At 61.4% G+C, this 22561-nt stretch carries 22 protein-coding genes and 1 tRNA gene; 7 read left to right on the top strand and 16 right to left on the bottom strand.

What is annotated here, in order from left to right:
- Positions 1-341: 341 nt before the first annotated feature.
- The 8 genes from QQK16_RS07340 to rplU all read right to left on the bottom strand — a co-directional run bounded on the left by QQK16_RS07340 (position 342) and on the right by rplU (position 8611).
- Positions 342-1496, bottom strand: coding sequence for a THUMP domain-containing class I SAM-dependent RNA methyltransferase (locus tag QQK16_RS07340; RefSeq protein WP_284195772.1), 1155 nt, complete (start codon positions 1494-1496; stop codon positions 342-344).
- A 23-nt stretch (positions 1497-1519) separates the two neighbouring features.
- Positions 1520-1873 (bottom strand): MmcQ/YjbR family DNA-binding protein, encoded by a 354-nt coding sequence (locus QQK16_RS07335; protein WP_284195771.1) that lies wholly within the window; start codon positions 1871-1873, stop codon positions 1520-1522.
- Between the two features lie 32 nt (positions 1874-1905).
- Positions 1906-4719, bottom strand: coding sequence for an AAA family ATPase (locus tag QQK16_RS07330; RefSeq protein ID WP_284195770.1), 2814 nt, complete (start codon positions 4717-4719; stop codon positions 1906-1908).
- 21 nt (positions 4720-4740) lie between these two features.
- On the bottom strand, positions 4741-5388 hold the full coding sequence (locus QQK16_RS07325; RefSeq protein ID WP_284195769.1) for a hypothetical protein: 648 nt from the start codon (positions 5386-5388) through the stop codon (positions 4741-4743).
- Between the two features lie 17 nt (positions 5389-5405).
- Entirely contained in the window at positions 5406-6659 is a 1254-nt protein-coding gene (locus tag QQK16_RS07320) for a hypothetical protein (RefSeq protein WP_284195768.1), read from the bottom strand.
- Between the two features lie 78 nt (positions 6660-6737).
- Positions 6738-7862 (bottom strand): GTPase ObgE, encoded by a 1125-nt coding sequence (gene obgE, locus QQK16_RS07315; protein WP_308446988.1) that lies wholly within the window; start codon positions 7860-7862, stop codon positions 6738-6740.
- Between the two features lie 148 nt (positions 7863-8010).
- On the bottom strand, positions 8011-8283 hold the full coding sequence (gene rpmA / locus QQK16_RS07310; RefSeq protein WP_284195767.1) for a 50S ribosomal protein L27: 273 nt from the start codon (positions 8281-8283) through the stop codon (positions 8011-8013).
- 16 nt (positions 8284-8299) lie between these two features.
- On the bottom strand, positions 8300-8611 hold the full coding sequence (gene rplU / locus QQK16_RS07305; RefSeq protein ID WP_184198959.1) for a 50S ribosomal protein L21: 312 nt from the start codon (positions 8609-8611) through the stop codon (positions 8300-8302).
- A gap of 207 nt (positions 8612-8818) precedes the next feature.
- Between rplU and QQK16_RS07300 the strand changes: the two genes are divergently transcribed.
- Positions 8819-9787 carry a polyprenyl synthetase family protein gene (locus QQK16_RS07300; protein ID WP_308446987.1) on the top strand — a complete coding sequence of 323 codons (969 nt, stop codon included), beginning with the start codon at positions 8819-8821 and terminating at the stop codon, positions 9785-9787.
- A 59-nt stretch (positions 9788-9846) separates the two neighbouring features.
- Positions 9847-9923: transfer RNA gene (locus QQK16_RS07295), tRNA-Pro, on the top strand.
- 202 nt (positions 9924-10125) lie between these two features.
- Here the strand turns inward: QQK16_RS07295 and gabD are convergent.
- The 3 genes from gabD to QQK16_RS07280 form a co-directional block, all read right to left on the bottom strand.
- Positions 10126-11580 carry an NADP-dependent succinate-semialdehyde dehydrogenase gene (gene gabD, locus QQK16_RS07290; protein WP_284195766.1) on the bottom strand — a complete coding sequence of 485 codons (1455 nt, stop codon included), beginning with the start codon at positions 11578-11580 and terminating at the stop codon, positions 10126-10128.
- 81 nt (positions 11581-11661) lie between these two features.
- Positions 11662-12930 carry a 4-aminobutyrate--2-oxoglutarate transaminase gene (locus QQK16_RS07285; RefSeq protein ID WP_284195765.1) on the bottom strand — a complete coding sequence of 423 codons (1269 nt, stop codon included), beginning with the start codon at positions 12928-12930 and terminating at the stop codon, positions 11662-11664.
- Between the two features lie 107 nt (positions 12931-13037).
- Positions 13038-13586 (bottom strand): thioredoxin family protein, encoded by a 549-nt coding sequence (locus QQK16_RS07280; protein WP_284195764.1) that lies wholly within the window; start codon positions 13584-13586, stop codon positions 13038-13040.
- A 93-nt stretch (positions 13587-13679) separates the two neighbouring features.
- Between QQK16_RS07280 and QQK16_RS07275 the strand changes: the two genes are divergently transcribed.
- The gene (locus QQK16_RS07275; protein WP_284195763.1) at positions 13680-14405 is read left to right on the top strand and encodes a 16S rRNA (uracil(1498)-N(3))-methyltransferase; all 726 of its coding nucleotides are present in this window, start codon (positions 13680-13682) and stop codon (positions 14403-14405) included.
- A gap of 33 nt (positions 14406-14438) precedes the next feature.
- On the opposite strand, the gene QQK16_RS07270 is transcribed toward QQK16_RS07275, so the two are convergent.
- The 5 genes from QQK16_RS07270 to QQK16_RS07250 all read right to left on the bottom strand — a co-directional run bounded on the left by QQK16_RS07270 (position 14439) and on the right by QQK16_RS07250 (position 20123).
- Positions 14439-15332: a DMT family transporter gene (locus QQK16_RS07270; protein WP_284195762.1), complete on the bottom strand. Its 894-nt coding sequence runs from the start codon at positions 15330-15332 to the stop codon at positions 14439-14441.
- A gap of 90 nt (positions 15333-15422) precedes the next feature.
- Positions 15423-15944 (bottom strand): GNAT family N-acetyltransferase, encoded by a 522-nt coding sequence (locus QQK16_RS07265; protein ID WP_284195761.1) that lies wholly within the window; start codon positions 15942-15944, stop codon positions 15423-15425.
- A 143-nt stretch (positions 15945-16087) separates the two neighbouring features.
- Positions 16088-17248 carry a c-type cytochrome biogenesis protein CcsB gene (gene ccsB, locus QQK16_RS07260; protein WP_284195760.1) on the bottom strand — a complete coding sequence of 387 codons (1161 nt, stop codon included), beginning with the start codon at positions 17246-17248 and terminating at the stop codon, positions 16088-16090.
- Positions 17241-19274 carry a cytochrome c biogenesis protein ResB gene (locus QQK16_RS07255; protein ID WP_284195759.1) on the bottom strand — a complete coding sequence of 678 codons (2034 nt, stop codon included), beginning with the start codon at positions 19272-19274 and terminating at the stop codon, positions 17241-17243. Before QQK16_RS07255 ends, ccsB begins: the two co-directional genes overlap by 8 nt.
- 225 nt (positions 19275-19499) lie before the next feature.
- Positions 19500-20123, bottom strand: coding sequence for a c-type cytochrome (locus QQK16_RS07250; RefSeq protein WP_284195758.1), 624 nt, complete (start codon positions 20121-20123; stop codon positions 19500-19502).
- A 190-nt stretch (positions 20124-20313) separates the two neighbouring features.
- Here QQK16_RS07250 and yihA point away from each other — a divergent pair, with 190 nt between their 5' ends.
- The 4 genes from yihA to QQK16_RS07230 all read left to right on the top strand — a co-directional run bounded on the left by yihA (position 20314) and on the right by QQK16_RS07230 (position 22510).
- Positions 20314-20934, top strand: a complete 621-nt coding sequence (yihA, locus tag QQK16_RS07245; RefSeq protein WP_284195757.1) for a ribosome biogenesis GTP-binding protein YihA/YsxC — start codon at positions 20314-20316, stop codon at positions 20932-20934.
- 273 nt (positions 20935-21207) lie between these two features.
- Positions 21208-21591, top strand: a complete 384-nt coding sequence (gene pilG / locus QQK16_RS07240; protein WP_284195756.1) for a twitching motility response regulator PilG — start codon at positions 21208-21210, stop codon at positions 21589-21591.
- Positions 21592-21616: 25 nt separating this feature from the next.
- Positions 21617-21982, top strand: coding sequence for a response regulator (locus QQK16_RS07235; protein WP_284195755.1), 366 nt, complete (start codon positions 21617-21619; stop codon positions 21980-21982).
- A gap of 12 nt (positions 21983-21994) precedes the next feature.
- Positions 21995-22510: a chemotaxis protein CheW gene (locus QQK16_RS07230; RefSeq protein ID WP_284195754.1), complete on the top strand. Its 516-nt coding sequence runs from the start codon at positions 21995-21997 to the stop codon at positions 22508-22510.
- Positions 22511-22561 lie beyond the last annotated feature (51 nt).

Here is a 22561-nt window from a genome sequence, read left to right as displayed (position 1 = left end):
CGTTTTTGTCTGCGTCAGCAGCAGAGAAGCGAACTATACGCACCCTCCCCGAACACGTCAACACCTCCTCCGCAAAATTCCGCTACTTTCCGCACCAGCACGCCTAAGTCGCTGATCTGTAATATCTCCGCAACACCCTCTTTTTATCGCCTCCCAACCAAAACCCGCGCCAACTCACACACAGCGGAACATCACGCCCTGCAAAAAAACCGAGAAAGCCTCAAAAACCATGCAAAACGCCCCGCAAGCGGGGCGTTCAATCAGTGTTTCAGCGAGGTCGAGCTAGCTACCCCACATATCTATATATGTCATTCACTGGGCAGCTGCCGTGTCCGGCGTGTTCAATCCTGCTTGCGATTGCTGCCCGCCACCATACGGTACTCAAACAGGCGGCACTCCAGGGCGCCGTTGAACAGCACCGTGCGCTTGCTGGCAGAAAGCCGTATCAACTTGGCCAAGCGCAGGTCCGCCGTGAAGTAATACGCCCGCCAGCCAGAAAAGCGCTGCTTGAGCGCATGGCCCAGCATGGGGTAGAGCGCATCCAACCAGGTCTGCTCCTCCAGCCGTATGCCATAAGGGGGATTACACACCATCACCCCATGCTCGACTGGCGCACTGCGCTCCAGCGCATCGGCCTCTTCCAGCACCACCGCATCGCTCACGCCGGCCGACGCCAGGTTGGCCCGTGCTGCCATCAAAACATCCGGTGTATCGTCGCTACCATAGATATGCGTCACGGCTTCCGGCTGCTCGGCTGCCAATGCCTCTTGCTTGAGCTGGGCCCACAGCGCGGCATCAAACTGCTTGAGTTTGGCAAAGGCAAACTCACGCCAGCGGCCCGGCGCCATATGGCGCGCCATCATGGCAGCCTCCACCAGAAAGGTGCCGCTACCACACATGGGGTCCAGCAATGGCTCATCCACCTTCCAGCCAGTCAGCCGCAATATGCCGGCGGCCAGGTTTTCGCGCAGCGGCGCATCCCCCGTCTCCCGCCTATAGCCACGCTTGAACAGCGCCTCGCCACTGGTATCGAGATACAGCGTCATTTGCCGCTCGGTCAGAAAGACATGGATGCGCAGATCCGGATTGGCCGTATCCACACTGGGGCGCTCGCCGCATTGGGCACGGAAGGCATCGCAAACGGCATCCTTGACCTTGAGGGCGATGAAATCCAGGCTCTTGAGCTTGCAGCCCACGCCAGTCACGGCCACCTTGATGGTGCGCTCCACCCCAAACAGCTCTGGCCACTCCAGCGCACGGGCAGCCTTATAAATATCGTCTTCGCTGCGGTAGGACTTGTCCACCAGCCGCCACAGGATACGGCTGGCAATGCGGCTATGCAGGTTGGCCCGGTACATCAGGGCCCAGTCGCCATGAAAAGCCACGCCACCGTCGGTAGGGGCGATACCCAATGCACCCAGCTGCGCCAGCTCTTCAGCCAGCACGCCTTCCAGTCCGCGAGGGCAGGGGGCGAAATAATGGAAGACTTGTTTCATGTAGGGTGTCCGAAGGCTAGGGTTTACAGCGGCGGCAAGGCATTGCGCTGCTGCTTGGTTAGTTTGGCGCGCACCAGGCAGTATGACTGGCGCAATAGATCCTGTAATACATCGGCACCCAGGGTGGCGGGGCTATCCAGCCTTATCCAGTGGTGCCGTGCCAGATAAGGCGCGGGCTGGATACCAGGCAGGTCAGTCAGCTCCAGGAAGCGTTCGTCTGCCACCTTGAAGGACACGCCGGTCGATAGGGCAGGATTGGCGCACTGCACGCAGAACATCTTGCCACCCACCGACCACACCTGATCGACCTGCCATTTGATATCGCCCGTGGCGCCTGGCAGGCTGGCACAGAAGGTTGCTACGTCATCATGCGTCACGATAGTCCTCCCATGCCATCAGCCAAGGGGTGTCACCGCCCCCGTGCGGCATCAAGCCGGCGACGGGTCTGGGTAATCATAGGAGCCCAGCGCTCGCTCGGCCGCTTCTTGTAGGTGCACAAGGTCAGCTCACTCGGCGCAAAGGCATTCAGATTGTGGGTCAAGGGCGTCGTGATCAAATACTGCGCTTGGGTAGCCTTGAGGAAAGCACCCACCTTGTCGATATTCAGCACATCTAGGTGAGCGAAGGGCTCATCGATAAAGACAAAGCCCGAGGGATTGGATTCATCCATCATCAGGCCTATCAGCAGTATCAAGGATTTCATTACCTGCTGGCCGCCCGAGGCCTCACCATCGTTCAGGCCCATCAGGCCCTTCTGGTCAAAATCGAAGCGTACGGTCAGGCCAGCATTGGCCAGCGCCGCATCATCATTCTCCAGATGGGGCGGGTCTACCTCCACCGAGATACCGGACAACTCACCCAGCCGGCGGATATTCTGGCTGTAGGCACGCACGGTCGCGCGCAGCTTGTTGATGTAGGCGCCACGGGCATCGTCGGTCAACTCGCGCGCGCGGGCCACCTCGCGGCCCCGGCTTTCCGTCTCCCCCAGCAGGGCGGCGTAGTCCTGCTCTATCTTTTCACGCAGCTCCAGCACACTGGCATCCCGCTCCCAATCACCGTGCTCCATGCGCTCCTGCTGCCTATGTATCTCGTGGCGGACAGCCTGCACCGAGCCCCATTCCTCCTTCAGCGCGGGCAAGCCCGACTTGCTGACGCCCGCCGCCTCCAGCGCCTCGCTCAACTGGCGGGCCTCTTCGATCTGGCGCGTCTGCTCGGCCTGGCGCACCTGCACCTGGTTAAGCAGCTCGCTAACCTGGCGGGCCAGGCCATCACGCACATCGCGCACACGCTGCTCCTGCAGCCTGGCCTCCATGGCCAGCTTACGGGTGCTTTCCTGCTCAGCCTGCTTGCTGGCCAGTTCGCCCCCCAAGCGCTGAGCTTCGGCCTGCAGGCCGGGCAATACCTGCTCGGCGGCAGCAAACTCGTCCTGTCGGGCAGCCAGCTGCTGTATGGCGTCCATGCCGGCGAGTTGCAGCTGCAGGCTGGCAATCTGCCGCCCCACCTCCACCGCCTCGCCCTCCCACACCAGCACCTGCTGGTTCAGCTCAAACAAACGACGGCTTACCTCATCCAGCCGCGATTTGCGGGCCGCCTCACCAAAGGCATGGTCGCGCACATCTACGCCAATAAAGCGGGCGCCACGGCGCTCCTTGTGAAAACCCTCACGGGTAATCCAGTCACCCTGCACGCCTGCGCCGGCTTCCACCGACTTGACCCGCTGCACATTGTTGAGCTGGCGGGTAAGCCAGGCCGGTGCATCCGCCTTGAGCGCAATGATTTCCAGCACCGAGCCCGGCACCGCCTTGGGTGCCGCCTCGCAATCAGGCACGATAAAGTGTCGATACTGCAAACGCTGGCCTATCTGGAATGCTGCCTGCTTGTCCGACTCCCGCCCCAGCAACACCAGGTGGCGGTACGGCGCCAGCATGGCCTCCACTGCCGTCTGCCAGCTGTTGTCACGCACTTCCACGATATCGGTCAGCAACTGGTGGGGAATGCCGGCCTCATCCAGCGCAGCCCGCATCTCACGGACAAAACGCTCCGCCGGCTGGCGCCCCTGCTGCAAGGCAAACTGCAGCTCGGACAGCTGCTGCCGCTCATCCTTGGAGGCCTTCACCTTGCCATCCAGCTCAGCCTTGTGACCACGCAGCCTGCCCAGCTGGTCAGCCAGCTCCACCGCATCCGCGCCGGATTCCGCCTCAGCCAGGGCCTTAAGCTTGTCACGCTGGCTCAATACTTTCTCGGCATCGCGGGCATCGGCCCCCACACGCTGAAAGGGCTCCCACAGCGCCTTGTAGGCCGCATCGGCAGCCTGCTCGGCCGACTGCATGGTCGCTACATCCGCCTCCAGCCTGCGTGCCTCGGCATCGCTGCGCGCCAATTCATCCTCGCGCACCTTCAAGGCCCGGCGCACGCCCTTGTACTGGTGGATATAGCCCCACATGGAATCCCACGATTCCAGATAGCGCAAACCTGGCAATACATTCTTCTCCAGCTGCGCCACTTCACGCTGCATGCCCTGCCATTCCAGATAGCGGTTGGCACGGCCCTTCATCTGCTCCACCTTGGCACCCAAGCCATCCAGCTGTCGGGTCAGCTCGGCCAGTTCCTGCTCGGCCTCTTTCTGCTCGGTCTTGGCCTGCTGGTAGTTGTCCAGCACCTGCTTGTCGCCAAAAACCTGGAACACCAGGTCCAGCAAAGCCTTGGGGCTGTACTCGCACAGCTTGTCGGTATCCCCCTGCTCCAGCGCCAGCACCTCGGCAATGGCGCGGGTCAGCCCTGCCTTTTCCAGGTCCAGCTTGTACTCGCGCACACCACGCCACTCCAGCTGTTGCTCGGTGTCGGCATCCAGTTCAACCTCGCCCGGCATGATCGCGTACTGCCGCAGCCAGTCCCCCCCTTGCTTCTTCACCCGGCAGAACAAGGTCACCTTCTCATTGGTGATGGGGAAGAACGGGTAGGGAAACAGATCGCCGTTATCGCGCCGAGGGTTGTCCACCACCCCTCGTAGCCAGGCCGTCGGCTCGGTGTTGTTGCGGACATAGCGCTTGTAGTCGCGTCGGCCGGAGCACGGCAAGGCCAGCAGGGTACGCAAGGCATCCAGCAGCGTGGTCTTGCCAGAACCATTCGGTCCCACGATGGTAACGATCTGGGCATCCAACGGAATTTCTATGCTCTGCCAGAAATCCCAGTGGCGCATCTCAAGCTTGCGGAATTGAAACATCGTGACGGGTTGTCCTGGTAATTACTCGGGGGCCGCGTCGGCTGCACGACGCTTGAGTACTTCGCCCAGCGCGCCTTCGATCACGCGGGGGGCCAGGCTGGCATAGTCCAGCATCAGATCCAGCAACGGCCCCTCCAGGATCACCTTGTTGCGGCGCTCGATAAAACCCAGCCGGGCCAGCTGGCCAAGGTTGGTATTCATACGGGTCTTGCCGCCCAGCTTCTCGCGAAAATCGGCATACAGCGCATCCTCCGGAATGCCGACCGAGACATCCTCGCCCTGCGCCAGCGGCTTCTCTGCCCCGAACATATCGCTCTGCCCCTCGCGCTCTTTCTCGGCGCGCGCAATCTGGCGCTCACGCTTGGGCAATATGATGCGCGCCCACAGCACCACCAGCAGGGCGATCGCATCACGCGGCAAACCCATATTGTTGGACAGCCAGGTATCGCCATCGCCAAATACAAAGGCATTCATATCCTCAGCCAGGGCCACAGCCAGATACTCGGCATAGGGATTTTCCAGCAGCACCAGGCCCACCTCGGCCAGCCGGTGATCCAGGCTGCGGCGAAAATCCTCATCCACCAGCGCGCGTCGCGCCAGCGGGTCGTTGCGGGGAATAAATCGGTGCGCGATCAAGCGGGCACTGAGGATGGACAGGGCGTTATCCATGTCTTGCGTCCTGTTCGTCAGTTGGTAGGCCGCAACTCGCCGCGCGAGATGCTGGCCACTTCGGGATGGTCCACTGCCACCACCTCGCCGCTGGCTTGCAGCGACAGCGGCAGCTTGACGATATCACCCACCACGCTGGCATCCAGCTCGGCTTCGGCATCGCCCAGGAGCGAAAGCAGGGAGAGACGGTAAGCCGTCTCGGTATAGGTATCAGCCAGCGCCACCGACTGGATATCAGATGGTCCACCCAGCTGCGCCAGCAAGGCATGCAGCGCCTCGGCCTCGAACAACCGTTCGGCTTCGGGCGCGGCCACGCCGGGCGCAGCACGCTTGTCCGGCAGAGCAGCCGTGCTGGCCAGCATGCGCTCACGCTCCACCAGCTCGAACTCAGCGATATCCACCATCTCCGGCCCAGTCAGAAAGGACGGTTGCGGTGCGTAGTGCAGCATGCCGCTGGCAAGGCTGACCAGCTCGGCCTGGCTGGCCGTACGCAACCATTCGCCGATATCGCTGGAAGTCAGCCCTGACTGCCCCAGGTGCACGCGCTGCGACTGCAGTTGATTCAGGCGGCGCTGGAAACTGCCCGTCAAGCGCAGCAGCCGAGACTGCGCCATGGCGATGGATTGCGCCTGGTCCAGGGTCCGGCGCGACAAGGTCTCGTCAGACAGCAGGGTATGCATAACTTCCGTCCCCTTCTGTACCCAACGGAACACCGCCTCCAGGCGCTGTTGTGCCTTGCGTATCTGGTATTCCGATTGCGACTCCAGCGCCTCCTCAAAGGCCCGGTGCAATTCGTTAAGCCGGGCCAGCAAATGCTGCAAGGTCTCGCCAGACACCCGCCCCAGCTGCTGCTGGCCCGCCGCCTGGGCTGTCAGATAACCCAGTTCGGCATCCTCGTCGGCAAAGGCCAGCAAGGTAGACAAGGCCGACAAGGCCACCCGGCCCGCCTCGGCTATCTGGTACAGGCTCTCATCGCCATCCCACAGCAGCAAGCCATTCTGGCGCAAGCGGGTCAGCACGGTATCAAGCTTCACCGGGTTCACATAGGCAAAATGCGCCTGCAGCTGCTGCGGCGACCAACGCGGCTCATGCCCCCGGGCGCCTATCTCGCGCAGCACCAGAAGCCGCACCAGCACCTGCTCCTCATTGCCATGGAACAGCGTGATAAAAGCATTGAGCAATTCGCGCGCACGCAGCAACTCCGCCAAGGGCGGCAGATCAAGGGGATTGATATTGCTGGCGAAGAAGTCGGCTAAGCGTTCATCAGACACGGGGCGATGGTTCTCGTCTTCTCGTTATGCCGGGGCGATAGCAAAGCGCCGCCCCGTTACCGGGACGGCGCACCTGCATCAAGACTTGGTCGGATCGTAAGGCTCGTGCAATGCCTCAGCCTCGGTCGGCGCAGCCTCCACCCGTTGCGGGCGGGTCGCTTCCAGGTAATCCATGATGGCCCAGGTCAGTTGTTGCGTACCTTCGCCGGTCAGGCCGGAGATGGTAAACAACCGGCGCGCCAGCGGATCCAGCGGTGCCATCGGATCATAAGCATCGCGCGGCCAGCCGAAGCCTGTCAGGAAAGCCTCGATGCGCGCCTCGCGCTCACCTTCCGGCACCATGTCCAGCTTGTTCAGCACCAACCAGCGCGGCTTGTTGTATAGCTCCTCATCATACTTGCGCAGCTCTTCGACTATCGCTTGCGCCTCGCGCACCGGGTCGGTCTCTTCGCTGAAGGGCGCCAGGTCCACGATATGCAGCAGGATGCCAGTACGCGACAGATGCTTGAGGAAGCGGTGACCCAGGCCTGCGCCTTCGGCCGCACCTTCGATCAGGCCAGGTATGTCGGCAATCACGAAGCTACGGTTATGGTCGATACGCACCACGCCCAGATTGGGCGCCAGCGTGGTGAAGGGATAGTCCGCCACCTTGGGCCGCGCAGCCGAGACCGAACGGATAAAGGTCGACTTGCCGGCATTGGGCATGCCCAGCAGGCCCACATCGGCCAGCACCTTCAGCTCCAGCCTGAACTCGCGCTGCTCGCCCTCTTCACCATGGGTGAACTTGCGCGGCGCGCGGTTGGTGGAGGTCTTGAAATGCAGGTTACCCAAACCGCCCTTGCCGCCTTTGGCGATCAATACCTGCTGACCGTCATGGGTCAAGTCAGCGACGATCTCGCCGGTCAGGTTGTCGCTGATGACGGTACCTACCGGCATGCGCAGGAAGATATCGTCCGCCCCCTTGCCGTAGCAGTCGGCGCCTCGGCCGTTCTCACCGTGCTTGGCACGGTACTGCTTCACAAAGCGGTAATCGACCAGGGTGTTGATATCCTTGTCGGCCACAGCCCAGATGCTGCCGCCTTTGCCACCGTCGCCGCCGTCGGGGCCGCCACGCGGCACAAACTTCTCGCGCCGCATACTGGCAGAGCCATTGCCGCCTTTGCCAGCGATCACTTCAATGCGGGCTTCGTCGATAAATTTCATGGGCAGGCGATTCCTAGTGGTTGGGCCTTGGCCTGGGCTGCCCGCAGGGCGGGCAACATGGGGTGCAAACGAAAAAGCCCTATCTTATTGAGATAGGGCTTCAATTTTAAGCGAAACGCCCGCCGGGCGCCTCGCTTACCGGCAAGGCTTAAGCCTCGACGCCGGTGTAGGGCTCGACCACAACGGTCTTGCGCTTCAGCGCGCCCTTGACCACGAACTTGACGTAACCGTCGACCTTGGCGAACAAGGTGTGATCCTTGCCCATGCCGACGTTATCGCCTGCGTGGAAACGGGTGCCGCGCTGACGGATGATGATCGAACCCGCAGGGATCAATTCACCACCGTAAACCTTGGTACCCAGTCGTTTCGACTCTGAGTCGCGGCCGTTACGCGAACTACCGCCAGCTTTTTTATGTGCCATGTTTCAGACTCCTTGCTTACTTGACGATGGCGTCGATGCGAATTTCAGTGAAATTCTGACGATGACCTTGGCGCTTCTGGTAGTGCTTACGGCGACGCATCTTGAAGATGCGAACCTTTTCGCCACGACCGTGGGCTACGACAGTAGCCTTGACCGTTGCGCCAGCAACCAGGGGGGTGCCAACCGAAACCGCTTCACCGTCCACCACCATCAGTACTTCTTCAAGCACGATTTGGGCGTCGATGTCGGCGGCAATCTGTTCTACTTTCAATTTTTCGCCGATGGCAACTTTGTACTGCTTGCCACCGGTTTTTACGACCGCGTACATAGACTGGGCTCCTAAATAGTAACTCCCCGCGCAGGACGCAGGGAGCCGCGCAATATACGCAAGCCAGCGATTTTGGTCAAGTATTCATTGACTTGCAGTGCATATCCCGGCACCACAGCCACACCACTAGCCGCACTACGGCCAACGCCCCGCCCCCCGCTCGGCTATAATCGTGCGGTTTTGGTCTCCGCCGGCAGTAAGCCCATCGTGTCCATAGAATTCGTCAAATCCGTCATCGCTGCCGATATGCAGGCGGTGGATCAGATCATCCGCGAGCGCCTGCATTCCGAGGTCATCCTGGTACGTCAGGTCGCCGAGTACATTGTCTCCTCCGGCGGCAAACGCCTGCGCCCCGCCCTGGCCCTGCTCTCCGCTGGCGCCCTGGGCTACCAGGGGCAGCACCATCGCGAACTGGCCGCCGTGGTGGAGTTCATCCATACCGCCACGCTCTTGCACGACGACGTCGTCGACGAGTCCAGCCTACGCCGCGGCCGCGACACCGCCAACGCCCTGTTCGGCAATGCCGCCAGCGTGCTGGTGGGCGACTTCCTATACTCGCGCGCCTTCCAGATGATGGTCGGCGTCAACGACATGCGGGTAATGCAGGTACTGGCAGATGCCACCAATGTCATCGCCGAGGGCGAGGTGCTGCAGCTGATGAATATCGGCGATGCCGATCTCGATGAAGCCGCCTATCTCAAGGTCATCCGCTACAAGACCGCCAAGCTGTTCGAGGCCGCCGCACGCCTGGGCGCCTTGCTGGCCAAGTCGGACGCCGCTACCGAGGACGCCATGGCACGCTATGGCATGCATCTGGGCACCGCCTTCCAGATCGTCGATGACGTGCTCGACTACTCGGGCGATGCGGGCGAGATCGGCAAGAACCTGGGGGACGACCTGGCCGAGGGCAAGTGCACCCTGCCGCTGATCCACACCATGCGCCTGGGTACCGCCGAACAGGCCGATGTAGTTCGCACCGCCATCATCCACGCCCAGCGCGACAACTTCCCCGCCGTACTGGCAGCGGTACAAGACAGCGGCGCACTGGCAGCCACCATGCTTGCCGCCCGCGCCGAGGCCGCACTAGCACTGGAAGCCATCGCCGGCCTGGATGACAACCCTGCCACCCAGGCACTGCGCGCACTGGCCGACGTTGCCGTGGAACGCAGCAGCTGATTGCCCGCCGCCCAGGTCTTTACAGACCGCGCCTGCATCGCCATAATGCGCGACTCACTCGGGGTGTAGCTTAGCCTGGTAGAGCGCTACGTTCGGGACGTAGAGGCCGGAGGTTCGAATCCTCTCACCCCGACCAGGTATCAAAAAAAGCCGATGCGCTCGCATCGGCTTTTTTTATTTTGCACCCCACTCCAACACTACCCCTGCTCGCCCTCAAACACCCGATTCGGGTAAAAGCAAAAAAAATCCCGCCGACCCAAGGGCCACTGGCGGGAAGAGGAGGAGGAAATGGTTCGTACTACAAATCTAGTACGATTGAACAAATCTTAGACTGAAAATTAAATTCCTGCAAGGCAGAGATATTTCACTTCCAGGTAATCTTCCATACCGTGACGGGAACCTTCACGCCCCAAACCGGATTGTTTGACGCCGCCAAACGGCGCCACCTCGGTCGAGATCAAGCCGGCATTGGCGCCCACCATGCCGTACTCCAGCGCCTCGGCCACCCGGAAAACCCGGCCCAGATCGCGCGAATAGAAGTAGGCCGCCAGACCAAACTCGGTATCATTGGCTCGTTCGATCACCTCTTGTTCAGTCTCGAATTTGAACAGTGGCGCCAGTGGGCCAAAGGTCTCCTCACGCGCAACCTTCATATCGGCCGTCACATGGCTGACGATGGTGGGCTCAAAGAAACTTTGGCCCAGCGCATGGCGCTTACCGCCCGCCACCAACTTGCCACCCTTGGCCAGCGCATCGGCGATATGCTCTTCGACCTTCTCCACCGCCTTCATGTCTATCATGGGCCCTTGCGTCACCCCGGCCTCCAGGCCATTGCCGACCTTGAGCTTGGCCACGGCTGCCGCCAGCTTCTCGGCAAACGCCTCGTACACACCGGCCTGCACATACAGGCGGTTAGCGCAAACGCAAGTCTGACCGGCATTGCGATACTTGGAAGCAATCGCCCCCTCCACCGCCGCATCCAGGTCAGCATCGTCAAACACGATGAACGGCGCATTGCCGCCCAGCTCCAGCGACACCTTCTTGATAGTTGGCGCACAGGCAGCCATCAGCTCGCGGCCGATTTCGGTCGAGCCGGTAAAGCTCAGCTTGCGCACGATGGGGCTGGCCGTCATCTCGCCGCCTATCTCCTTGGCCGAACCGGTCAGCACGCTGAATACCCCCGCTGGAATACCGGCCCGATGGGCCAGTTCTGCCATGGCCAAGGCCGACAGCGGCGTCTGGGTCGCCGGCTTGATCACCATGGGGCAGCCCGCCGCCAGGGCAGGGCCGGCCTTGCGGGTAATCATGGCCGAAGGGAAGTTCCACGGCGTCACCGCTGCCGTCACGCCTATGGGTTGCTTGATTGCCAACAAGCGCTTATCGGCCCAGGGCGAGGGAATGGTTTCGCCGTAGACCCGCTTGGCCTCCTCGGCAAACCACTCGAAGAATGACGCCGCATAAGCAATCTCGCCCTTGGCCTCGGCCAGCGGCTTACCCTGCTCGGTCGTCAGGATCACCGCCAGATCATCCTGATTGGCCAGCATCAGCTCATACAGCTTGCGCAGCAGGGTGGAACGCTCCTTGGCACTCTTGGCCTTCCAGGCCGGCCAGGCGCGCTCCGCAGCCTCGATGGCGCGGCGGGTCTCGGCCGTCCCCATCTTGGGCACATGCGCAATGATCTCGCCGGTGGCCGGATTGTTCACGGCGATCTTCTCGCCGGAGTCCGCGTCCAGCCACTGGCCGTCGATATAACACTGCTGCTTGAGCAGGCTCGGGTCTTTCAGGTTCAGCATGTCGATCTCCAACGCAAGATGGCACGAAGGCCCCACGGGGCTCGCCCGGGGGCCTTCGCGTTCCGGACTACGGGGGAAAGCTTAGGCCTTGAGTGCCGCTTCCAGCACGGTCAATGCCTCGGCAAAAGTGTCGTCCTCAATGGTGATGGGCGCCAGGAAGCGGATCACATTCGAGTACACGCCACAGGTCAGCAGGATCAGCCCCCGCTTCATGGCTTCGGTCTGGACCTTCTTGGCAAAGTCCGCATCGGGCTCGTCGCTGCCAGCCTTGTTGAACTCCACCGCCACCATAAAGCCTAGGCCGCGCACATCGGCAATCTGGGGCACGGCAGACTTGAGGCTGTTGAGCTTCTCCATCAGCGCAGCACCCAGGCGCTGAGCGCGCTCGTTCAGCTTCTCCTCGGCAATCACCTCAAGTACGGCCAGCGCAGCCGTCACCGCCAGCGGGTTGCCGGCATAGGTACCGCCCAGGCCACCGGGTGCAGGCGCATCCATCAGATCGGCTCGGCCGGTCACGGCCGACAGGGGGAAACCACCAGCCAGACTCTTGGCCATGGTCATCAGGTCGGCCTTGACCGCGTGGTGCTCCATGGCGAAGGTCTTGCCGGTACGGGCAAAACCGGTCTGTATCTCGTCAGCAATCAGCAGGATGCCGTGCTCGTCGCAAATCTTGCGCAGTTCGACCATGAACTCGGTGGGCGCCACATAGAAGCCCCCTTCGCCCTGCACAGGCTCCAGGATGATGGCAGCTACGCGCTTGGGATCAATATCCGCCTTGAACAGGGTCTGCAGGGCCTTGATCGAGTCAGCCGAAGTCACGCCGTGCAGCGGCACCGGGAAAGGGGCATGGTACACATCCGCCGGCATGGGGCCGAAGTTCAGCTTGTAGGGGTTGACCTTGCCGGTCAGCGCCATGCCCATCATGGTGCGGCCATGGAAGGCGCCGGAGAAGGCAATCACACCGCTGCGGCCTGTGGCGGCACGGGCAATCTTGATGGCGTTTTCCACTGCCTCGGCGCCACTGGTGAAGAAAGCGGTCTTCTTGGGGCCGTGCACAGGCACAATCTCGTTGAGCTTCTCAGCCAGCTTCACATAGCTCTCATAGGGCACAACCTGATAACAGGTGTGGCTATAGGCATCCACTTGCGCCTTCACGGCAGCAGTGATCTTGGGATGGCGGTGACCGGTGTTCAGCACGGCGATACCGGCGGCAAAATCAATGAAGCGGCGGCCTTCCACATCCCATATCAGGCTGTTCTCGGCGCGCTCGATAAAGAAATCCCCCAGCACACCGACGCCACGGGGCGTAGCAGCGAGTCGACGAGCGTGGAGATCAGCATTCTTGGACATGATGGAATTCCTTGTGGCACAGGGGTGACGTGATGCGAATTTAATCATAAGCGATGAATAAATTCACCACTTACGATGAATTTATTCATCGCTGCGCCGCAACATCGTCACCGCCATTTGATCGCACAGCCTATGCTGGGCTTCTGCTCCAGCGGCCCATCCCCCATCATGGCAACTTGCTTCATGGCCTCGAACAGCTCCCGCTGGGCACCATGCGCCGCATGCCTGCCCGAGGCATCGAAGCGGCCCCGGTACTGCAGCAGCAGCTCGCTGTTGTAGCCAAAGAAGTCCGGCGTGCACACCGCTCCAAATGCCCGCGCCACGGCCTGGCTCTCGTCATACAGGTAGGGAAAGCCGAAGCCATAGGCCCGGGCATAGGCCTTCATATGTTCAAAGTCGTCCTCTGGGTACTGGGCAGGGTCGTTGGCACTGATGGCCACGCTCTTGATACCGTAACTCTCCAGCTCACGGCAGGTCTCCACCAGCGCCTCGCGTATGGCCTTGACGTAAGGACAATGGTTGCAGATGAACATCACCAGCAGGCCATTGTGCCCGCGCAACTCACTCAGGCAATGGTTGCGTCCGTCCACGCCAGGTAAGGTGAAATCAGGGGCCGGCAGGCCCAACTGGACAAGGGGAGCGGTCACACTGGCCATGGCTGCACGATCCGGAGTTGGGTAACCATGATTATAGGTGGCCCGCGCGGCTGGCATAATCCCTAACTCAACCTCTAGCGATAAGACCGCCTCATGCCCCGTATCTACCTCGATATGCCGCTTGCCAGTGGCCAGCAACTCAATCTGCCCGAACAGGCTGCCCGCCATGTACAGGTGCTGCGCCTGCAGCCAGGCGAGCCGCTGATGCTGTTCAATGGTCAAGGCGGGGAATTCGAGGCAGAGGTTGTCGACATGGGCAAGCGCCATGTCACCGTAGCCGTCGGTCAGCATCAGACAGCTGAGCGCGAGTCGCCGCTGCAGCTGACCCTGGTACAGGCGCTGTCAGCAGCCGAACGCATGGACTACACCGTACAAAAAGCGACAGAACTGGGCGTGAACTGCATACAGGTCGTGCAGTCGGCTTATTGCAGCTACAAGCTGGCACAGGACAGGGTGGAAAAACGCCTATTGCACTGGCAGGGCGTGGCCGAATCTGCCGCCGAGCAATGCGGCCGCACCCGCGTGCCGCATATCCTGCCGCCGGTCAGGCTGGACAGCTGGCTGACCCAGGCACCGGCTGCCGATCTCAAACTACTGCTATCACCCACCGGTGCCCGGCAATGGCATGAGCTGCCACCACAGGCCGGCAGCGTCCAGGTGCTCATCGGTCCCGAAGGCGGCTTCTCAAGCGACGAGAACAATATGGCCATCGCCGCAGGCTTCACACCGCTGATACTGGGCCCACGGCTGTTCCGTACCGAGACGGTGGCCCCGGTGATCGCCGCCCTGCTGCAAGCACGCTATGGCGACTTTCAGTAGCAACGCACCGGTCAGCGCAGCAGCCAGCAGCGCCTATTCTGCCTCGCGGACCATGCGCTCAGCCCACAGCTTCCACAGCGGCAACTGATGCACCAGCAAGCCCACCACAATCAGGGCCGTGCCCGTCAACAGGCCGGCCGATACCGCCTCGTCATTGGCCACATGGCCCAGCCACAAGGCGGTTACCGGGGTGATCAGGGTAATCAGCGCCACATGGGCGGTGGGCAGCCGCTGTATCAGCAAAAAGTACAGACTCATGGCCAGCACCGATCCCACCAGCGCCAGGTAGACCACCGCCCCCCATTGCTTCAGGCCCGCCGCGGCCGGCCACTGTCCATCCAATAGCCACCAGCCGGCCAGGGTCAGTATCGCACTGACCGTCAAGGCGCCCGTTGCCGTCGCCAGGGGTGGCGTATCCGCGCCGTGGCGCTTGGTCAGCACCGCACCCAGCGCTTGCAGCACATTGCCCATCAGGCCACCGGCTATGCCCCAATGGGCCTCCGGCCCCAGGCTCACCCGGTCGCGGAAGATACACCACAGGCCTGCCAATCCCAGCAACATGCCCAGCACCTGCCCACGGCCAGGGCGCTCACCAATGATCAAGCTGGCAAACAAGGCCGTGATCAAGGGCGACAGGCCGAACAGCACCGCCATCAGGCCAGAGGAGATATAGCGGGCGCCAAAGTAGGTGCAGGCCATGCTGGACGCCATGGCCACGCCAGCAATCAGGTAGGTGCGGCGCGACGCCCCATCCAGCGGCAAAGGCTGGCGCCATACCAGCATCAGCAGCCCCGCCGCCAGCGCGCCCAGGGCCATGCGGCCGGCTAGCGCGGCAGTGAAGGACATGCCGGCCACCGACCAGTTGATGGCCAGGGCAGTGGTAGACCAGACGGTGACAACACCGAGATAGGCAAAGGAAGTCGGCATGGCTAGCCCAGGGCTCCGAAAGGGACGGTGAGGCTTGCCGCAACGGCCTGCAAGCATCCAAAGGCAGGGCTTATACCATAGCGCGCCAGGCTAGCAGCAGCCCAGCGCCATCACAGGCAGCGGTTTTTCCAGCACGACAGCGTCGGCCAGAAAACCGTGTTCCCGCTTACGCTCGCCGGTCTCGGCAAAGCCCAGCTTGCGCCAGAAGGCAAAAGCAGGGGCATTGCTGGCAATGATGCTGATGCGCAGGGTACTGATGCGCGGCCAGCGCAGCACCAACTGCTCCAGCTCGGCAAATATCCTGCGCCCCAGGCCGCGCCCCTGCCAGCGCTCGGACAGCAGCAGTAGCTTGATCATGGCCTGGTCTGGATAGGGCCAGCTCCGCAGGACGGTGGCCATACCGACCAGCTCTTCACCCACCCATACCCCCAGGGCATGCTGCTCGCCCAGGCTTTTGCCGGGCGGCAGGTCACTGCCATCAAACCAAGCAGCTACTGCTTCGCGGCCAGGAGAGCGCTTGCCCTCGGTCAACTGCCAATAGCCGGGCGCCGCACAGGCAAGCTGATAGACGCCATCGAGTTGCGCCTGCGAGGGCACGACTATGCGTTCCAATCGGAAATCCAAGCGGCCCTCCCCCGAAAAGGCAAACGACCAGTACATGGACTGGTCGTTTATTAGAATCAGGTAATTTTACCCAAGCCTGTGGGCTGCGTCGAATATATCGAAACGCTTATTTTGCTGACGGCAGCCTTCGCCTACAGCGTGCCGTAGGAATGCAGGCCGGACAGGAACATGTTCACCCCCAGGAAGGCAAAGGTCGTCACCAGCAGGCCAACCACCGACCACCAGGCCAGTATGTCGCCCCGCCAGCCCTTGACCAGCCGCACATGCAGCCAGGCTGCATAGTTGAGCCACACGATCAGCGCCCAGGTCTCCTTCGGGTCCCAGCTCCAGTAACCACCCCAGGCATCCGCCGCCCACATGGCGCCCAGAATGGTCGCGATGGTGAAGAACAGAAAGCCCACCGCAATGGCCTTGTACATCACTTCGCCCAGGATGTCGTAGCTGGGCAGATGCGACTTCAATATGCCGCGCGCGGCCAGCAACTGCGCCACCCCCAGCATGGCGGCGATGGCAAAGGCGCCATAGCCGACAAAGTTGGCAGGCACATGAATCTTCATCCACCACGATTGCAGCGCCGGTATCAGCGGCTGTATCTCGTGCGCCTGGCGGTCAAAGGTGTACCAGAGTATGAAGCCCACCGCAGCCGAGATGATCAGCAGCACAAATGCCCCCATGCGGCGCGTGGCAAAGCGCTGCTCGTAATAGAGGTACATCATGGCGGTGATGAAACAGAACATGATGAAGACTTCGTACAGATTGGACACCGGTACGTGGCCTACATCCGGGCCGATCAGATAGCCCTCGTACCAGCGCACAAAGAACCACACCACGGCGGCACCAGCTGCCGCCCAGGTCAGGCCCGAGGCGATGGCATCGGCCGTATTGGAACGACGCAGCAAACCCACCCAGTAGATCGCGGTGGCCAGGAAGAACAGCACGCACATCCACATGGCGGCGGACTGGCTGGCCAGCACATACTTGAGCCAGAACGCAGTCTGACCACGACCGAGATCGTCGCCATACAGGGCTACCGCCCCCAGCGCCAGCAGGCCCGCCAGCGGAAAGAACAGCCGCACCGGCTTCCAGAACCAGCCCAACGCGACAAGCGACAGCGCGCTGCCCGCCAGAATGGCGTGCTCATAGACATCCATCGCAGCGTGATAACGCTGGAACACCACCCCGGCCACCGCCAGGATGAACAAGGCATATAGATGGTCGCTCAGCTTGAGCCCGCGCCAGAAAGGCGCATTGCCCGCCTGCGACAGGGTGGTCGCGTAGCTTGGATTAGTCATGGTGTTCTTCCTTGTGCGTGCTGGCCAGGCTGCTCAGGGCAGCGCTGTGCGCAGCAAATTCCTGCTCGGTCTGTGCATCACGGCGGTTGCTGCTGAAAGCCAGCAGCAGGCGGCCCTCCTGCGCCCACACCCAGATTCGGTTCTCGCGTATGTAAAACATGCAGAATATGCCCAGAACCAGCAGCAGACTACCCAGATAGACCAATGGCTGGCCTGGGCTGCGGGTAACCTGGAAACCGCTGGACTTGCGCTCCTCAAAGCCTACCGGCTGCAGATAGAAGCCGTGGCCGTAATCAAAGCTAGCCGATACCGCCACCAGGCTATCCATCAGGAAGCGATAATAACTGTCGTTGAATTCCACCGGGGCCAGGTTGGCCCGCTGGCGCGACAAATCCGCCGCATCCAGCACCGCGCCTTGCAGCAGCTTGATATAGGTCTGGCCTACCGCCTCCTGCTTGTCCTTGGGCACCCGCTCATCCAGAAAACTTTGCAAGGCGGTAAAGCCGCCATCGGCAAAGCGCTGCAGCACCCACACCAGGCTTTGCTCGAACTCCTTGCGATAGGCCGGGCTGATGGCGCCATCGCGTTCGGCCTTGGCCGCGGTACGGCGGGCGATTTCCGGCCAGGCCGCCGGGTCGTGTAGCACGGCACTGATCTGCATGAAGCCCTGGGGACTGAACTCGGCGTCCAGCGGTATCCGCACAAACGCGAACGGGGCCGCCACCGTACGCCGCATGCCACTCATCAGGTAGAAACGCCCGCCGTCCTCAAATGGCGACAGGTAGTTCAGGTATTCCACCGCCTGGCCCTGGGCATCGCGCACCTTGAACTGTATCGACGGCCCGACATTCTTGACCTTCTTGTCGGCCTTGACCTGGCGAGCATCCTGCATGCGGCGGCCAAAGTCCGATATCTCCGGCTCGGCTTCCAGGTTCTCGATATTGAAGGGCCGCAGCTCACCGAACTCCAAGGTCAGCGGCTGGCCGCCCCAACGGAAGGCCTGGCTGGCCAACGACACGGCGGCCAGCTCCTGCGGCCTGGGCGCAGCGCCCAACCAGTCCCACACCGCTAGCTTCAGCGGCGAGCCACCATCGCCAAAACTGGATTGGTAGATGGCCACGCCATCGACAATCAAGGGGTGGTTGACCTTGACCGTCCCCTTGGTGACCTTGCCGCTAGCCTTGCTGGTCACCTCGATATCGCTGGCAAACAACTTGGGCTGGCCAGTGCTGTAATGTTCGACATGAAACTTGTTGAGCTTGATAGCGAAGGGCAGCTCCTGCACGTAATAGCCAGGCCCGGCATTCAGCCAGGCCACATCCCGCGTCTCCCCCTCGGGCATGTCTATCACCCCGCGGAACGACAGATTGCTGGGGGTCAGCTTGCTTTTCTCGCCTATTTCGCTCACTGGCACCGTATTGCGGGTCTCTACTTCCTTGATGCCCAGCAGGCTCTGCAGCTTGAGGGGCAGGTTGCCATCCAGCAGGCCGCCTATGCAGATCACCACGATGGCCGCATGGGCGAACAGATAGCCCAGACGCTGCAGGCTGCCTTTCTTGGCAGCCAGCATGACACCCTCGTCACGCACCACCCGCTTGTGCCGGTAACCCTGGGCCGTCAGCCACTGCTCCGCCTGGGTCAGCGCCCCCTCCAAGGGCTGCTGCAACGCGATCTCCTGCTGGTGCGCCATGGCGCGCAAGGATTTCAGCGCAGCCTGCTCCCGATAGGAGCGGATATCACGCAATATGCCAGGCAGGTGGCGATAGATGCACAGCGAGGTCGAGCCCACCAGAAAGCCCAGCATGATGATGAACCAGCCGGCATGGTAGACATCGTAAAGCCCCAGCCACTCGAATGGGCGGAACCAGAAATCACCGAACTCGACGGCGTAGCTGGTGTAGGGCTGGTTCTGCTGCAGCACGGTGCCGATGATGGAGGCAATGGCAAGCAGGGTAAGCAGGCTGATGGCAAAGCGCATGGAGCTGAGCAGCTCGTACAGCGCACGGCCGAAAGAAAGACGACGCACGGCGATTCTCGACTAGTAGGGGACAACCCCGTTGCCCCACCGGTTGGCACCAGCAGGGAGAGGCCCAGCCACGAACAGGCACAACCGCGCGCCCGCTCGACCAGCACCGTTTAAACACACCAAAGGGGTGGCCAGGCCACCCCTTGGGCTATGCAGGCAGGAAAAGTTCCCCGCCGCCGTGATAAAGCTGCCACCCGAACCCGCCGTGGCAGCCCTGGGTCAGGCTTAACGCAGGCCGGCGATATACTCGGCAACAGCTTTCATCTCGGCATCCGACAACTTGGCAGCGATAGGCTGCATGATGCCGTTCTTGCGATCAGTATTGGCCTTGTAGCTGTTCAGCGAACTCACCACGTAGGCAGCATGCTGACCACCCAGGCGCGGATACTGCACCGGAATGCCAGCGCCGTTGGGGCCGTGGCAAGCCATGCAGGCCGGCACACCTGTTGCGGCGATACCACCGGTGTAGATCTTCTTGCCCGCCGCCATCAACGCCTTGTCGGTACCAGCGCGCTCCTTGGGCTTCTGCTCGCCATAGTAGGCAGCCAGGTTGCGCATGTCGTCATCGGTCAGGGTTGCCACCTGCCCCAGCATGATGGGGTTCTTGCGCTCGCCCTTCTTGAAGGCACTCAGCTGGGCATACAGAAACTCGGGATGCTGACCCGCCAGGCTGGGGTTGGCACTGGCAGCGCTATTGCCATCCAAACCGTGGCAAGCAGCACACACTTTTTCGACGATAGCCTTGCCCTTGGCCGGGTCGGCCTTGGGCGCAACCGCAGCAGGGGCGCCCGCGGCAACCGCATAAGAGGCCATACAACCGAACAGAACAGCCAGCACGCTACGCTTCATAGCAACAACTCCTTGATGACGAGGTGAGCGGCGAGTCGCTCGTTTTTACTTGTTCTAACCAGGGCGTAGGGTGCGAATAAAACTGGATGGGGAAGCATCCATACGCCAAGGCATTGATTCAAACCTGATATTCTATCCGAACCTTGAGGCGCCGCCAAAGTTGGCCGCCCTAAACAAAAAAGTTTAACTCATGTCGCTGTTTCGCCAACTCCGTTTCCACACCACCGTCAACGATCTGCACATGCTGCCAGGCGGCGGCATCGAGGTCGCTTTTGCGGGTCGCTCCAACGCCGGCAAGTCCAGCGCCATCAATACCCTGGCCGATCACAACCGGCTGGCGTTTGTATCAAAAACGCCCGGGCGCACCCAGCACATCAACTATTTCGACTTCGGCCAGGGCCGCTTCCTGGTCGACCTGCCAGGCTATGGCTACGCCCAGGTGCCTGAACCCATACGCGCCCACTGGGAGCACCTGCTGGGCCAGTACCTGGCCACCCGCCCCAACCTGATTGGCCTGGTATTGCTGATGGATGCACGCCATCCTCTCAAGCCGCTGGACGAACGGATGCTGGACTGGTTCATCCCCACCGGCCGCCCCGTCCACGCGCTGCTGACCAAGGCCGACAAGCTGACAAAACAGGAACAGGCCAAAACCCTGAGCGCCGTGCGCGACAAGCTTGCAGCCTGGCCGCAGTGCACCGTACAGCTGTTCTCCAGCCTCAAGAAAACCGGCATCGAAGAGGCTGAAAACGTGGTGGGAGGCTGGTTTGCCGCCGCCCAGGCAGAGGCAGAAGACAACTCGGGAACTTAATCGGGCAGACGCCGCTCTCACCGCACAGGTGTTATGCGCGCCTCCCGCTTTCCCTCCCTGAGCGGGTGCCCGACCAATGAGCGTCGGGCTTTTCAACCCCGGCCTTCTCCCCTTTGGCCGGGGTTTTTTATTACCCGTTTTGACTTTTTTTTAAGCAAAAGCGCATTGGAACTTGCTCTCGTCATAGAGGTTTGACGCTTCTTGTGCTATGTTTGACTTCGCCGTAATGGTGCATAAGCTCATTACAAAGCGGGTACAACAGGAGACAGGCCGATGCAGAATCTCGCCGGCATCAAGGTCATGGTGATCGACGACAGCAATACCATACGCCGTAGTGCAGAGATATTTCTCGGCCAGGCGGGTTGCGAGGTCATCCTGGCGGAAGACGGCTTCGACGCGCTGGCCAAGATCAGCGACCATCATCCCGACGTGATTTTCGTCGACGTGATGATGCCGCGGCTGGACGGTTATCAAACCTGCTCGTTGATCAAGAAGAACCCGAAGTTCAAGGCGACGCCGGTGATCATGCTGTCCTCCAAGGACGGTTTGTTTGACCGCGCCCGGGGCCGCATGGTCGGTTCGGACGAATACCTGACCAAGCCGTTTACGAAAGACAGCCTGCTGCAAGCAGTAGGCATACATGCCAACCACGCCTGAGAAGGGCGTCAAGGATAGAAATCAAATGACCATCAAGAAAATTCTGATTGTCGACGACTCCCCTACCGAGCGTCACTTCCTCGGTGAATTGCTCACCAAGAACGGCTTCCAGGTCATGACCCTGGAAAGCGGTGAGGAAGCCGTAGCGCGGGTCAAGGACATCATGCCCGACCTGATCCTGATGGACGTGGTGATGCCAGGCCTCAACGGCTTCCAGGCGACCCGCACCATCACCAAGGATGATGCCACTGCCCATATCCCGGTCATCATGTGTACCTCCAAGGGCCAGGAAACCGACATCGTCTGGGGCAAGCGCCAAGGCGCCAAGGGCTATGTGGTCAAGCCGGTCAACCCGGATGAACTGCTCAAGCAGATCGCCGCACTAGGCTAAGCTCAGAAAACCATGGCCAAGCGCGTCAGTCTTCGTGAATTCCAGGAAAGCGTGGTAGCGCGGCTCAAGTCGCTGCCTGCCACGCACGCCGCCTCCACCAAGCTCGGCATCCAGGTGGGTGATACTTCGTGGCTGGTCGATCTGACCGACGTCAGCGAAGTGCTGCCTGTACCCGGCATGGTGGACGTGCCCCTTACGCGCCGCTGGTTCAAGGGCGTGGCCAATATTCGCGGCAATCTGTTCAGTGTGGTCGATCTGCCCGGCTTTCTGGGCGACGAACCTGTCAACCTGGGCATGAGCAGCCGCCTGCTCATCATCCACCCCCGTCATATTGTCAACTCGGCGCTGCTGGTCAACCGCATGCTGGGTCTGCGCAATATCCAGGGGATGGAAGAAGTCGCTCCGGCCGATCCTGCCGTACCCTGGTGTGGCCCCACGCGACGGGACAGCGAAGGGCGGGAATGGCGTGAAATGCGCATCAACGAACTGGTGCAGCAGGCACCGTTCCTGCAAGTTGGCACTATCTGACAGATACCGGTACTGGCAAATGCCAGTACCGGTATTACCGCAATTAAGAAC

Origin of the sequence: Chitinimonas prasina, from assembly GCF_030160395.1 — a bacterium.
GTDB classification, from domain to species: Bacteria; Pseudomonadota; Gammaproteobacteria; order Burkholderiales; family Chitinimonadaceae; genus Chitinimonas; species Chitinimonas prasina.
The sequence above is the reverse complement of the archived record's forward strand: the minus strand, read 5'-3'. Positions and strand labels throughout refer to the sequence as shown.